Genomic DNA, 16,102 nt, shown 5'->3' on the forward strand with positions numbered 1-16,102 from the left:
AGTCCCAGTACTTCAGACTCTACAGACGTCAGGTCAAAGATGCCTTCCCCGTCCGAATCGTCAAGGCCGTTGTCACAAAGCCCGTAGGCTTGCGGCGTGGTGGCCTCAGGGACAGGGTGAACGATTAGTTGTAGTTCAATTACGTCGTAGCATTCTGTTTGTCCCGACTGTAGTCTTATGTATATAATTCCTGAAGGGTTAGTTACAGGAAGATAAATATATTCTGTAGTTTCTGTTATAGCATTGGTAGCCATATCAGCGTCATCCTGTGTTTCATGAGCCGTAGCATTAACTCCAGGCATTTGAGCTTCAAGGTCATCAAGTACTGCCTGAAGATTAAACTTAGCCGAACCATCACCATTAAGGTCACACTCTTCAAGAGCATCAGGATTTTCTCCAATAGGAGCCTGAATTACCTCTAACGGAACTGTTATTACTACCCAACAACCTGTAGCTGTTGCAGTAACCCTAGCATAGATATTGGTCGTTGGAGATACGTATACAGCAGGCAATTCATTGGCTGTATCTCCTATTTCAGCTGCGCCCTGAGTCGCAAAGTAACGTACCGTCATACCTGCCTGTCCGCCAGTTACAGCAGTATCATGGTTGTGAAGTACAAAATCAGCCTGACCACTAACTTCTTCACATCCTGCAAATACAGGAGCAGGGCTATTTATAACCGGTAAAATATTTACAACTGTATTGAAGGTAGTAACAGAAAAACATCCGTTAGCATTTTCAGATCTTACATAAACAGGCTCTCCACCCGACTGGTAGTTTACAGGATCTGCAATAGGATTTGTAGAAGTAGTCGCGTCTGCCAGAGAAGTATAGTAACTAAGTGTAAACGAACCGATTTCGGCAGCTCTTGTAGTAAGATCAAATATTTCTACATTATCACCATCAAAATCACATAACTCATAATCAGTAATTACCTGAGGTACCTGTGGTGAAGGATTAACTACTAAATCAAAAGAAGTAGTGGCATAACATGTAGTATTAGCAGGATCAACAACTCTTGCGAAAATAGTTTGTCCTCCCGGTATTGTATTAGTATAGGCTGCAGGGTTTGTTATTGCAGAAATATCTGCATCTGCATCTGTTTGAGAAATAAAGAACGAAACCTGATAAGAGGTATTATTCCCTGTAATCACATTAATAGTTGAAGTTAAATCAAACTGCATTAATCCGTCGGCATTATCATCACAAACCACTAACGCAGCCGGAGCTGTTACCGTAGGGGCGTTTGTTGCAATAAGATCTATAGTGGTAAATGATACACACGAAGCGCCACTACCTAGCTCTACCCTTACAAAAAGGGTTTGGTTTGCTAACGCACTTTCATAAGGAGATGCGATCGCACCCGTATCATTATCGGCATCTGCCTGAGACATGTGGTAACTCACAACAAAGCTTCCTCCACCTGTAATGGTATCATTATTACTTTCCAAATCAAAAGAAGCTACACCTGTGTTACCGTCTATACATTCATGCATTGGTTCAGGCTCTGTTAATACAGGAGCACCTGTCACCTCTAAAGTACCAGTTTCGTTAAGTGTTACTATACAAAACGGAGCCTGAGCATCTGTTACATCTATAATTTCAAAATCAGCAGTAGCAGTAAGTGCAGGTAATGTTATTGTAGCCTGACCTGTAGTATCAAGAGTAATAGTCTGAACAGGATTTGAATCTACAGTATAGTTTACTGTAGCATCGGCAGGGCCTGTTAAAGTAATAACACCATCATCACCCGAACATATCGGCCCATTTGTAGTGAATACCAACTGTTCCATGTCGTTTACATTTATAGTAACAGAAGCGGATAAAGACTGGCTACATACCACAGTACCGTCTGAAGTTGTTATGTTAGCATCCTCAAGCGTATAAGTAGTATCCTGCATATAACCCTGAGTTATGGTGAAAGAACCATTAGCATCCAGAGTTGCCGATTGCGGCGCACCGCCATCAACATTATAATTGAAGTTTGCATTTGCAGGACCTGTAAAAGTTACTGTTACATCAGCCCCCGGACAGGCATCCTGAGGTGAAGCGGTCACAGTTATATTTGGTAAAGGATATACTGCTATTGTAAAATCAGTAATAGAAGAACATCCTGTAGTATTATCGGTAACCTTAGCATAAATTTGCTGAGGGTTAGATGTATTTGAAATAATATCACTTAACGGAGAAGCACCATCTACCGCATTTGCAGCACTGGTAAAAAACTCTATTGTATTATTTGTAGTATCACTGTTTATTTGAGGCTTTAAAGCTCCTAAATCAAAAACTCCAATATTAGGGTTATTGCTACAGGTTCTTACTTCTTCAATTTGGTTTGCATCTGGTGCCTGAGGGAAAGCCCCACCTCCAAAAGTTGCAGTACCTGTCCAGTTGATTGAAAAACCTCCGTCACCTACCGGCCTGTCTATTACAATATAATAGGATTGTCCTGGTAATACATCAAGCCATGTTACATATCCTGTACCATCAGCTCCAGGGCCAGTTTGCGTATTTAATGTACTACCGTTAATTCCCGTATGGTTGTTTAATAAACCAGCCATTTGAGGGTTTGTAGTACAACAACGTATAGGAAAACCAAGAGCGCCACATTCGGCATTAGCGGGATAAACCCAAAAATCGTAATCTACATTAATATCAGCATCGTCAGGTACTAAATCAAAACCCAGTTCTCCTGCCTGTACAACATTGATTTTAATCCAGATAGAGTTGTTTTCAAAACCACCACACCCGGTAACTTCCTGAATCTCGCCTATACCATTGGCATTTGAGGCAAATGTGCCGTTCCCACACACTGTAATTGCATTAACACAATCATTTGGTTCGTCCTGAGCAAAAGCAGTAAATACTGACAGAAACATCAGGCACGAGGCAATAATCTTTTTCATTTCTTTAAGCCTTTTTTAAAAACGGCAAAAATAGGTGATTTAAATCTGAAAACCACCTATTTTCGCCTTTGCAATCTTTATTTAACAGTAGTTATACTACTTCTTAACAATCAAAAACTCCGAACGACGGTTCGCAGCGTTCTGATTATCGGTACAGTTTTCACCGCAATTTACCTTAGGTTCTGTCTCTCCAAAACCTTTTCCTGTAATACGGTCTTTACTAATACCTTTTGAAATTACATAAGAAACTGTTGCCTGTGCTCTCTTTTCAGAAAGTGCCATGTTGTATGAACCACTACCTTTTGTATCAGTATGAGCTTTTACATAAATTACCATATCAGGGTAATCGTTCATAATCTCTACTAACTTATCCAGTTCCTGAGCTCCTTCTCTTGTGATGTTGCTCTTTCCGAATTCAAAGTTAATATCGGCCAGTTCAATATGTGTTTCCTTAATCAGTTCGTTAACCGGCTTTAATACTACCGGTACCGCTACCTGTTTTTCCTGCGTTTTTGCAATGGCAAATGTTGCACTGTCATACCCTGTTTTTGAAACCTCAAGTATATAATCAGTATCACAATCCACATCATAAGATGCAATACCGTTACTACCTGTTTGTTTTGTTTCAATTACATTATTACGGTTGTCTAATATGGCTACTTTGGCATCAGCCAGAAGTTTACCAGTCTTTATATCTGTAACAGTTGCAATCGCTTCTACCCTACAAACTGGAATTGCAGTGTAAATATTGTCTGCACCACTACGATTTGACGAAAAATATCCTACATTTTTTTGTGTATTGAAGCTAAAAGAGAAATCATCTTTTTCACTGTTAACAGGTTTACCTAAATTAACTGCCTCTCCACCTTTGTTTAAATCAGCTTTAAAAATATCAAATCCGCCATATCCCGGACGCGAAATTGAGGCAAAATAAAGTACATTATCATCAGTAATAAAAGGGAAATTCTCCTTACCCGGAGTATTAACCTCTTTACCAAGATTCACCGGTGTACCATAAGTACCATCGCCATTTACACTTACTTTCCAAATATCTGTATCTCCAAGACCGCCCGGCATGTTTGACGCAAAATAAAGTGTTTTACCATCGGCACTAAGGCTTGGGCTACCTACTGAATAAGCAGTACTGTTAAAAGGCAGTGCCGTAATATTTTGCCACTTACCATCAGTTTTAGTTGCTTTGTACAAACCAATTTGTGCCAGCTTAACTTTGCTGCCCTTAACATAGTTACCATCTGCATGACCATCTCTTGCAAAGTAGATGGTGTTCCCGTCGGCGCTAATGGCAACAGGGCCATCATGAAATCGTGTATTCAGCTCATTTACAGCAACAGCCTCAGAGAACGAACCATTATCGTTTCTCACCGCACTGTATATGTCTATGTATGGCTGACCGTAATCATCAGTAGCCGAAGTGTTTCTTGTACTTACAAAATAAAGCGTGTTATCATTTGCCAATACTGCTCCAAAATCACTTTTATCTGTACTGTTTACATCTGCCTCTATAGCATCAAAAAACTTGTTTTGCTTATTTAATGCAGGAATATAATCCGGATTTGATTTATGTAGCTTTGCTCTCTGATCGTTAGGAAGCATTGATGCAAACATATCCATCTGGCGGTTAGCCTCGGCATATTTACCCTGTGTCCTTAAAGCCACCGCATATCTGTAATAGGTTTCGGCATCCTGTTTCTCTTCAATAGCTTTTGCATACCATGTGGCAGCTTCGGTCATATTAAAAACAGAATAATAACTGTCTGCCAGTTGCTTATACACATAAGCATCGGCCTTGTTTTTGTTAACTAAACCAAGATATTCTTCTATAGCAGCCGTATACCTTGAGTTTTCATAAAGAGCATCTGCTTTCTGAGTATCTTTAGTTTGGGAATTTCCGTACAGTGCCATTAAAAGCCCTGCTGCGATATATATTTTTTTCATATTAAAAGAGTCTCATTTATCTGGTTAGAAGAATCTTGGTGATACAGATACTTTTTTCCTTTTGTTCAAATCAAATAAAAGCATTACCTCGTGTGATGCCGGTGTGGTAACATTAAGATCAGACGTTACATGGTCGTAAGCATAACCTAACCTGATACTTGGTGTAATAGCATAATTAACCATAGCACCAATCGAATCGTCTAATCTGTATGTACCACCTATTTCAAACTTATCGAAGAACAGGAAGTTTAACGATAAATCAAGGGAAGTAGGCGCATTGAAAGCCGACTTAAGCATAGCAGAAGGTTTCATTTTTGTGTTAGCCGATAAATCGAACACATAACCTCCTGTTAGGAAATAGTGCTGAACTTCAGATCCAAACTGTCTTTCGCTACCGTCTTCTCTAATATCAAGGTGCTTTGTTTTTAGCATGTTTGGCACCGAGAAAGCCAGGTAATATTTATTTGTATAATAGAACAAACCTGTACCTATGTTAAAGTAAGTATTACTTGTATTTTCTTTAAAAGCAACATCTGATGTTGACGGTACATATCCATCACCAATATCGCTAAACAATCCTACATTCTGGAAAGTAAGACCTGCCTTTAAACCCAAGGCTAACTTGTGCTCCCCTCCTAAATCAAGTGTATAAGAGAAATCACCGTAAACATTATTTTCCTCTACCGGACCAATTTTATCGGTTATGGCAGATAGCCCTAAACCTACATTTTTACCCACAGGGCTGTGTAATGAAAGTGTTCCTGTTTTTGGAGCCCCTTCGATATCTACCCACTGTGCCCTGTACAGTAATCCTCCGGAAATACCTTCCTTAGACCCAGCGTAAGCCGGGTTTACCACATTCATATTATACATGTATTGTGTATAATGAGGATCCTGCTGCGCTTTTGCACTAAATACAGAGGCAAAAGCAATAGCCATTGTTATATATATTCTTTTCATTGAAGTGTGTCGATGTGAAATGAAGATTAATAAAAGCCTGCCTGTCTTAAACAGACAGACAGGCTGCCTTTACTAAATATTAATATTCCCTGCTTATATAAACCCAACCGGTTAATTGCTCACCGTTAGATTTTGTTAGGCTATAGAAATATGTACCATCAGGAAGGTCGTTACCTTTTTTATCCTGACCATGCCACTGGTTAGTGTATCCGTTGCTTTGCTCGAATACCTGCTTACCATAACGGTTGAAGATAACGATCTCACTAACCCCAAGGTCAGTCAAGTCAAACGTATCGTTATCTCCGTCACCGTTTGGAGATATACCACGTGGTATCTGGCACATCATTGTTTGTACTGTGTAAGCCGCCTCGCCTGTACATGAACCTGAAGTTACTGTTAGGGTAAAGCCTAACGGAAGTTCAAGTGTACTGTTTAAAGCAAAGTATTCAGACACGTTAAATTCAGCACTGTCTGAACCTACAGCTATACCATCTTCATTTCTCCATACATAAGTCACATCGTTACCAAAAGTACCGTTTACTGCAGTAGCAACCAGCCAGGTGCTGCTGCCTCTGCACTCCTGATCTATACCTATCGAAAGATCTCCTACAATAGTTAAAGTAGCAGTATGAGTTCCGCCTACATTACATGTAGCCTCATCAGCCTCAATAGTATAAGTAACCGTATATGTACCGGCTGTACTAGCCATAGTATCTATCTCACCCGTTACAGGGTCTATTACAAGACCTGCATCTGCAGTAAACACACCACCGGTTGTGAAACCTGTTTCGGTTTCAGGCAATACGTTTCCACTGTCATAGCAGTAAACGCTGTTATATGTAAATTCAACTACCGGAGTAATTGCACCTACAAGCTCAACGGTAGCAGTATATGTACCGGCAGCTGTACAGGTTACAACATCGTTCTCAAAAGTGTACACAATTTCATGAGTACCTTCGGTAGCAGTTGTAAGATCTACAATACCTGTTTCAGGATCTACTGTAAGCGTTGCAGATGTAAATGTTCCACCGAAAGTAAAGTCTGTACCGATATTCGGGATTAGCTCATCACCAGTATTGATACATGAAGGAGAATCATAACTAAACTCAACCACAGCAGCAACAGGCTCATTGATAACAACATCAATTTGTGCTCTCTGTCCTTCACAACCTTCAGCATTTACATAAGCCACATAGTATGACGTTGTACCTACAGTCTCTGTAGAAGGCACAGGTGCTTCAGTTTCTGCAGTACCTTCATTCGGCACCGTATACCAAGCTAAAGTATAACCTTCAACCTCTGCAGCAGTTAATGCCTCAGCAGTTGCTCCCTGGCAGTACTCTACCGGAGAGGTTACCTCAGGAACATCATCTACAGCGATATTAGCAATCACTACACTGTTTTCACAGTAACGTGTATTCCAGTAGAATGTATAGTCACCCGAAGCTATAAGCCCACTAACACTTGTAGTACTGTTTGTAGCATCTTCAAATACAACCTCTGTAGGGTTATTTTCATCGGCACTCCACTCTCCTACACCTTTTGCCTCAAGTATAAGGGTATCTTCGGTACAGTCTAAAGTTACAGGCTCTGTAACAATCTCGTTATTTGCCGTAATGCTTACAGCATCAATGATGTTACCAATTGCGTTATCTTTAGATCTGAATATGAATCTTGTTACATCCTGTCCGGCAGGAACGTTATACTCGCCTTCATAAACTGCCCATGTTACTGTACCTGCCTGCTCTTCAAGAAGCTCAAACGGACCTGCAGGAGGACCTGCATACAGTTGTACTACCGTACCGTCTGACCTTGAAAGGTGAGCAAAGCTATAGTTGTAAGTTACCACCTCAGAACTATCGAAGTCCTGGTATGTACCTTTAATATTAACTAAATCATCCGGGTTTGTTGGTTCAGAACTATCTGGAGACATTAACTGGATAGACTGACCACCTTCATAAGGAATATAACCAATTACACCGAAAGTATCACTAAAGAATATTACATTGTAAAGAGATGTATCTTCCTCTGTAAGGTTGTTTCTCCATCCCGGTACTACATGCTGATCGTAGAAGTTGTTGATACCAAAGCTTGCTGAAGGAGTTTCAAATCCGCCATTAATAGCATCTAAAGCACATAAATCCTGTGGAGTAGTAATACAAACATCAAAAGTATGCTCATTTGGAGCTGTACCGTTAAGGGTTAATCTCACTTTATAAGTATCACCTACTATAAGCTCAGAGCTATATGCTGCTACAATAACATTGTTTTCAGAACAAGCCAGTTCTTCAAGTGCAGTACCGTTTACATGGTAAAGTGTCATTGTTACGTTTGCGTGTGGTGGGTTACCACCACTGTAATAATACTCACCAGAGAAGTTAGTTAAACTGATTGTATGAACTTTAGCAACTGCATCAAACTGTAACCAAACATCTCCATCGTTAGCACCCGCACAAGTCATTGGCTCAGGTGATACTGTAGCATTGATAAAGCTAATTTTACTTACTGATTCTTCACAGGTCTCAGTACCGTTTACAGGAACAATAAGTGCCGTATCGGCAGAATCATTCCTAACGAATTCCTGCGGTCCAGACCAGAAACTCTCATCGCCTTCTCCACATACAGCTCTTACAAAAAACTCATAAGTTCCTTCTTCAGGCATATTGAAGTCGGCTGCCGTTGGTGTGTAAGAGTTAGTATCTACAATAATACCTGATTGTGGTAATGTACCGTTATCTAATGGCTGAAGGTAAACTTCCCATTGTGTTTCGCTACCTCCTGCTGTCCATGAAAGGACACCGTTTGCATTTACAGTAAGTGCTGTAGGTTGCGGACAGGTAACAGTACTACATGAAGCAAAACCATTGTAAAGAACAGTATTCATTTGATCTAGCGGAGACGGGCTTGTCCAAATTGTTGAACCACCCTGCGCTATTGTAATTACTGCACTTGAGCTACTACCAGGAACATAAGACCCTAAACCGTCCCAGTAAACAGAGAATTCAACTCCGTCACATAAGAACACAGGAACAGTAATAGTACCGGCACCTGAACCAGGTAAATCAATAGTAGCTACAACAAGTTCATTTTGGATAATATGAAGCTCTCCGGAGAATCCTCCGGCATCATTAGTAAGTGTAACTGTATACTCACAAGCTGTAGCAAAAGGACATAATGTAGTAAACACATAAGGCCCTACCCACTCGCTTTCTTCGGTATCACTACATGCTGCCCTTACATAGTATTCGTATTGAGAAGCAGCTGTAAGTCCGTTAACCGTTGTTGGGTTAGTAGTAACCGTAGATAAGTATTCAGGATCACCATCTCCTACGGGAGCATCCATACCTGCCGGTTGTACATAAATATCCCAAGCTGTTTCATCACCATTGGTATTCCATGATAATTGTACAGATGTATCTGTAATAGAATTAACCGCAAGGTTATTTGGAGCCGCACATGTAGGGATATCTTCTATAACTACATTGTCAATTATTAATGTTTGTCCTCTATATCCTAGTGGACTAGGCTCTTTTTGAGGTATTACCCATGCAATATTAATATCTCCCGTTATACCCGCAGGAAGGTTAAAAATCATTTCCTTCCAAAATGGGTTATTTATCGGGTTTGGATCGTCATCACTATTATAAAGTACAGTAGTAAATTCAGACAGTTCGTTACCGTTTACAGAAAGTCTTATCTCTAAATCTTCCTCAAAATACTCACTGTATGTTCTATACTGGAATCTTAATCTCTGACCTGCAGTAACCGTAATGGTTGGTGAAATTAAGTAGTCATCATTATTACCATTTGAACCTGAGAAAATACCTGCCGAATGAATCCCTTCAAAAGCATCTAATGTAGCATCAAGCGTCCAGGCAAATGAATCAGAGTTTTCGTTTACAGATCTCCAACATTCTTCAGACTCTGATGTTGGTTCAAAAGTTTCAAGGAACGGAGTAGTAAATGCCTCACACAATGTTGTGAAGGTGTATGGTCCTACCCACTCACTCTGGTCTGTATCATTACAATATGCTCTTACGTAAAATTCGTAGGTTGTGTTTGGCAATAAGCCACCTGCCGGATAAGCAGTATTGTTAGTGGTTTGATCACCAGTATCAGTATCAGCCGGAACACCTGTTCCCTGTTGCTGAACGATTACCTGCCATTCGGTCTCCATGAAACCAGGAGTCCAGGCAAGTACAGCATCTGTTTGAGTTATGTTTGAAGCTGTTAGTTCACCATAGTTAGGCATAGGACAAGCCGGAGCTTCGTCTATCCTTACATCTTCCAGTTGGAATACCGAAGTACCCTCTACTGTTGAGAATGTAGGCGGAACCCTAAATGCAATGTAAACAGGACCGTTTGCATTGATGTAAAGTGATTTCTCTATATAATCAGTATTAGTGAACTCCATTAAAGGCATAATCTCTGTAAAACTCGCAGGATCAGTATCTGTAGTAGACATTAATACCTGTACCCCAAATCGTGGATTAGGGAAAAAGAAAGAGAATGCAGCCCTGTATTTGAATTTAAGTTCTTTTGTACCAACTACATTGATAGCAGGAGAAATTAACCAATCGTCAAATACCGGCGTACCAAAAAACGGATTACCCTGTATTGCAGCCTCTGTAGTATTGAAAGCCCACTGTGCGCCATCTTCATTAGCATCAAGAATACTCCAGCAGAATTTATGAGAATTCTCTGCATCTCCTGTATTGAAGTTTTCAAAGTAAGGAGTATCAAATATACCGCACTCTGTAATAAATGTGTATGGACCAACCCAGTTACTTTGGTCTGTATCATTACAGTAAGCCCTTACATATACATCATATTGTGTAGAATGCTCAAGATCTGATACAGGATAGTCAACATTATTTGTAGTAAGATCACCCGAATCAGTATCTGCAGGTGCAGCTGTACCGGTAGGCTGTACAATCACTTCCCATTGTGTTTCCTGGAAACCTTGTGACCATGATAATGTAGCTGATTGTGTAGTAATATCAGCAGCAGCTATGTTAAGCGGATCCGGACATGCGGGAACGTCTTCAATAAACACGTCGTCTATAGAGATTCTTGTAGCGATACTACCTGTACCCGGAGTTACAACGAATGCTATATTTACCGCTCCCGTTACTGTAGTTGGGATATAAATTATCTTTTCCACAAAACCTGTGTTGGTTATTTGGGTTTCCGGCATAATAACAGTAGTAAACTCATCAACGCCAATACCTGTTGTGGAAACTTTTATCGAATAACTTGAAACACCATTTGTAGTCCTGTCTTTAAAACGAAGTCTTTTTTGTGCTCCTGTAAAATTGATTTGCGGAGTAACAAGCATATCGTTATTAAAATCAGCATATGTATTGGTTTGTAAAGTAGCATAACCTCCAAGGTATGTCCATTTTAAACCATCGGCATTAACATCTACAGATGTCCAGCAGGCCTGTGGCACAGTTCCCGATGTACCTGCAAAATCAGTTGAATAAGGAGTATCAAATATATCACATTGTGTAGTGAATTTGTACGGATTGCTCCACTCACCCGGAGTACCTCCACATACAGAGCGTACATACAAATCGTAAGTAGTACCTGCAGTCAAGCCGGTTAGTGCGTTATCTGTATTTGTAGTCGTACTATTAAGACCTGTAGTAGGCGCAGGAGATCCCGTAGGAACTGCGGCATATTCCCAGTTAGAAACTAAGTTAGCAGCGTTATCCCACGAGAAGGAAACAGAATTTTGTAACAAATGAGAATATGTAAAGGATGCTGGTGGCGCACAGGTAGAAAAATCTGCTGTGAAATCAAAACACACACTCGCACCCGAAGTATAACCTGAAGAAATTACAATTACATACGTTTGTCCCGCCTGTACAAATAAATTAGAAACGTAAGCCGGAGTTGCCGTAGCAGTTGTTATAGTACCACCTATACATTGTACGCCAACATCGGCACAGCTTTCATAAACAAATACACCAGAGTTTGCATTACCAAAACACCCTGTACCCGAAGCAAAAGGCAAAGTTGTTTGCGACAGGGTAAGTAAACCATCCTCAGAAGGTGTAAAAGTTAAAAATGCCTTATCACCGTTAAGGTAGTTTTGAGTTACTCCTGCAGGTACACAGTCGGTACCCGGAGTAGTATATACTAAATCAGGATTTACGAATGCATCAAGGTTTGAAGAAAGCGTAAATGTAGTACCGTCGTCCGGTATAACAATAGGCGCCTCACAAGATGTACCTAAAATAGAAGTAGTCAGGTCAAACGGACCCGCCCATGTACTTTCTGTAGTTGTACATATTGTTTTAATATATACATCATAATCAGTTTCTGCAGTAAGTGAACCCGCCGAATAGGTATTATCGGTTGGTGTACCTACAGTTCCCGGTGTAGCACCATCGGCAACAATCTGAATTTCAAAGTTAGTAGCCGTTGGGTGTGTCCATGTAAGTTCAGCCGTTTCGGTAGTTACAGAAGTAACCGTAAAATCAGCAGCCAAAACAGGATCACATACCTCAGCTGATTGTACTCCTATATTATCAAGGTACCATGTATCAGCATCCGGTGTAGCTCCCGGCTGGTCGTTAACCAAAACAAAAGCTATATAAACACTTAAACCGGGAGCAATAGATCCCGGGATGGTTACAACCTTCTCTTCATAAGTTGTAGAAATCTGACTCTCTGTCCACGTGGCTAAAGTAGTTGTAAAGCCCGAAATATCGGTTTGACCCGCGGTAGATAGTTTTACCTGATAAACATTTCCATGTTCTGCCGCATCACCCTGCTTAGTAAAAAAACGAATCTCACCATTTGCAGGAACGGTAACCAATGGTGTTACCAAATAATATTGTGCAGTGTTACCCGCACCAATGTTCTCTGTAGTTGGATCAATAAAAGCAGCTCCTGTGCTTGAATTGTATCCGTCTGTAGAAATACCAAAAGTAGAGGTACCCACTGTGTTGTTTGCCTGTCCCCAAGCTGCAGGTATACCACTTTCAAAATCTTCGGTAGCTAATTGCGCATTTGCATTAATGGCAAAAAGAACAAAAAACATCAAAAGGGATACTTTCCCAAAATTGTTTTTTGGAACTACCGGATGGAAAACCCCCGAGAATAGTTTCGGGAACTTAACCAATAATAACCGTAACGTTATTAGTAGTTTTTGCTTCATAGTTAATAGTGTTTAGATAGTTAATAGCTAGTGTTAATCACGTAAACAAATATTAACAAAAAGAAAACACTATTATAATAGTATCCTTTTAGAATTCAGTAATTTATAAAGTAAAAATAAAGAATTAAAGCTTTGAAAAACAGATGTTTAACTAAAAAATAAGACTTTACAGGATACCCATCCCTTTTCGGGCTTTTTTAACCTCTTCAAACCTTAATTTAAGGTTGTTTAATGATTTTTTAGCTTTTTTATGATAGCGTAAAACAACAAAAACAGCAAGTAAAATAAGTAGTATTATTACACCTGTATATATATAATATCTATTGGTAAGTTCAGCTGTTTTCTGAGCATAATTTTCAGTAAGTTCATCTATGGAATCACTAATAGATCTTCTCTCCGACTCCTTAATTATGTATTGGTTTTCAAGAAAGAGTTTACGGTATTCCTGATATTTTTCCCAGTTATTTACTGCAAGATAATTATCGGCAAGTGCACTATAAATCCCCCTGTTCAATATGAGGTCTCCCACATCTTCTGCTAACAGAAAGGCTTCTTTTAAAACATCTATTGCTTTCTGGTATTCTTTCTCATGGGTATATACTTCAGACAAGCCTTTTAATGAAAAAGCTTTAAGGCTTTTTGCATTTGTATTTTCGGCATATACTATAGAAAGTTCAAAACTTTCCTTTGCCTCCTCATAATGCTCCAAAGCCAAAAAGCAATAAGCCCTGTTATATAATGTGATACTAATATTTGGTTGTTCATTAGCCGTGTTAAGCTTTTTATATTGTTCAAGAGCTTTGTTAAAAAACGGAATGGCCAGCTCGCAACTCAGGTCTTCTTTATAAATAAGACCTCTAACCACATTATTTGTTGCCCTAAGGTATATTGAATCCTGAACCGGATGATTATCCATATACCTGTCATTTTCGTCCAGGTAATCCATAGCCTTATCATATACCTTTAACTGCTGATAGATTACCGCAATACTGTTTAAAAGATTAGCCTTTAAATTAGGCTCATCCAGTTTTTTGGAAATACTATCGGCCCTAAGACAATATTTTAATGCCTGCTGATAATCCCTTTTAGAAGAATAGGCATTTGAGATGAGTATAAGTCCCCTGATTTTATCGCCCGAACTTTTACTGGCTTCATAAATGGAATCACCTATTCGTATGGTCTCATCGGGGTTTTTATAAATGGTAAGTCTGTTAGCCTGTACTATGCTGTCTATTTTTTGTGACTGTTGGGCAAAAGCCGATACAGCACTTATTACTATAAGCGCCAACATTATCAGTACTCTTTTTAAAACAACTAACATATTAAGCTTTCTTATTATGTATTTCCTTACCCAGTAAATCTATAAAAACCGTTGGGGCAATACCTGTAATCGATTTGAACACTGTTGCAAAACTACTATGCGATGAGAATCCACTCTCCTCTGCCAGATAACTGATTTTATAATTAAGATATTCCGGCTCATTTTTAAGTTTCTCAATTATATAGTTTATACGGAGCTTATTTATATAAGTATTAAAATTATCGTTATAATGCTTATTGATTATTTCCGAAAGGTATTTTGTATTAATATCCAGCTGGGCCGCGAGTGTTGCGAGCGACATATCCTTATTGGTAAACTTGGTTGTCCCTTCAAACTTTTTAAGGCTTGCCAGTATATTCTGTTCGGTTTCGGTAGGGATAGAAAGTTTTTTGGGAGTCATTTTCTTTACCTTGTCGGTCGACTCTACCAGTAGTTTATTAGTTACTTCCAGATAACCTATAATTTCCTTTAACCTTTTCTTTTGTGCCCTGTTTGAAAAATACAACAGGTTACCTAAAAGCAGTATTAAGAACAATACTCCCAGTGCACTATACACATATAGCTTGAGGCTGTTTTCCCGGGATGCATAATTAATAGCCTGCTGTTCTCCTATAAGGTTATAACATTCATTAACCGAAGTGATTTCCATATCGTATACTTTTCGGTTATAACTTAAAAAAGCTTTATTGTACAGGTTATGGTTTTCCTTATCATTAAGGGCAAGATAGTTTAAAGCCAAAAGGTTATTGATATCCTCAAGTAAATAAATGTTTTCCAACTTTTCGGCTTTTTCAAGAGCTATCGCTAAGTTCTCAATAGACTTTTCATAATCTTTATTATAAAACTGAAGCTCTGCCTGTCCTTTTGTCAACGCAATTTCAACAAGCCTGTTCGTTTTAGAATGATTTTTTAAGTAATCATTTGTAGCCTTTATATAATAGTCATTACTTTTTTCATACTCCTTAAGCCCCTTGTAAGCGATAGCTTTTACCAGATAAAATTTATCGAGGTAGGAATATGCCTCTATTTCATGAAAATAATTTTTCTCAAGGGTATTTAAAACATCAAGTGCTTTAGTATATTCATTTTTACCAAAAAGAATAAAAGCTTTCTCAATATCCAGTTTAATAGTGATAAGTGTAGACAGTGAGGCCTTATCCTGATTCTCAGACAAATCGGTAAGACTGGCAGCATAGTTATCAAACTGGTTATAAAGACGTAGTGTTCTGGCTAAAAATATTTGCCTGAAAAGTATCTCGGCCTTAAGAGAGTCGTTTATCTTTTCACGATACTGATTAGCATTAAAAACACTTTTGGCACACTTGCTGTATTCTCCCTTAACCCTGTACGCATCTGCTTCTATAAGATATACCTTTGCAAATTGAGGAGCTGTTTCGGCTTTTTTCAAAAGATGTTGAGTCATCTTGAGGCACTCATCAGGACTGTAAAAAGAAAGCTCTGTCGCCTTGTTTACAATAAGCCTGTCATTTTCCTGACAAAATAAGACTTGGGTAAAAACCAGTAGAAGTGGCAGTAATACCCTTATATTATTTTTTAGCCTATTGTTTTTACGTTTCATTAATCCCTGTCCCTATGATACATTCTATAAATCTAATCAAAATTTTTGTAAGATTTATTACTGGGTGCAAATATACTTTTAATACAAAAAAAAGCCCTAACTATTTAGTTAAATACAGGGATTATAACAATAAAGACAGAAAAGGCAGCCTTAACAGCTGCCTTTTCAAATCAATCACAATTTAATCACAATATTATAAAAATATAACTTAA

General features: G+C 39.0%; 5 protein-coding genes and 1 pseudogene. All 6 read right to left on the reverse strand.

What is annotated here, in order from left to right; all coding sequences use genetic code 11:
• Positions 1-2,906: pseudogene (locus ABS768_RS02070) on the reverse strand (hypothetical protein); the annotation flags it as partial.
• 96 nt (positions 2,907-3,002) lie between these two features.
• Complete coding sequence (locus ABS768_RS02075) at positions 3,003-4,862, reverse strand: OmpA family protein (RefSeq protein ID WP_408073299.1); 1,860 nt, start codon at positions 4,860-4,862, stop codon at positions 3,003-3,005.
• Between the two features lie 24 nt (positions 4,863-4,886).
• Complete coding sequence (locus tag ABS768_RS02080) at positions 4,887-5,822, reverse strand: PorP/SprF family type IX secretion system membrane protein (RefSeq protein WP_408073300.1); 936 nt, start codon at positions 5,820-5,822, stop codon at positions 4,887-4,889.
• A gap of 79 nt (positions 5,823-5,901) precedes the next feature.
• Positions 5,902-12,990, reverse strand: a complete 7,089-nt coding sequence (locus ABS768_RS02085) for a choice-of-anchor J domain-containing protein (RefSeq protein WP_408073301.1) — start codon at positions 12,988-12,990, stop codon at positions 5,902-5,904.
• Positions 12,991-13,156: 166 nt separating this feature from the next.
• Positions 13,157-14,311 (reverse strand): tetratricopeptide repeat protein, encoded by a 1,155-nt coding sequence (locus ABS768_RS02090; protein ID WP_408073303.1) that lies wholly within the window; start codon positions 14,309-14,311, stop codon positions 13,157-13,159.
• Position 14,312: 1 nt separating this feature from the next.
• Positions 14,313-15,890, reverse strand: a complete 1,578-nt coding sequence (locus tag ABS768_RS02095) for a helix-turn-helix domain-containing protein (protein WP_408073304.1) — start codon at positions 15,888-15,890, stop codon at positions 14,313-14,315.
• Between the last annotated feature and the right edge of the window lie 212 nt (positions 15,891-16,102).

It is taken from the genome of Flavobacterium rhizophilum, assembly GCF_046000485.1.
Lineage (GTDB): Bacteria > Bacteroidota > Bacteroidia > Flavobacteriales > Flavobacteriaceae > Flavobacterium > Flavobacterium rhizophilum.

Bases quoted from the DNA above. Each gene is read 5' to 3' on its own strand.
- ABS768_RS02085 (WP_408073301.1), bottom strand. From the start codon at position 12,990: ATGAAGCAAAAACTACTAATAACGTTACGGTTATTATTGGTTAAGTTC.
- ABS768_RS02075 (WP_408073299.1), bottom strand. From the start codon at position 4,862: ATGAAAAAAATATATATCGCAGCAGGGCTTTTAATGGCACTGTACGGA.
- ABS768_RS02090 (WP_408073303.1), bottom strand. From the start codon at position 14,311: ATGTTAGTTGTTTTAAAAAGAGTACTGATAATGTTGGCGCTTATAGTA.
- ABS768_RS02080 (WP_408073300.1), bottom strand. From the start codon at position 5,822: ATGAAAAGAATATATATAACAATGGCTATTGCTTTTGCCTCTGTATTT.
- ABS768_RS02095 (WP_408073304.1), bottom strand. From the start codon at position 15,890: ATGAAACGTAAAAACAATAGGCTAAAAAATAATATAAGGGTATTACTG.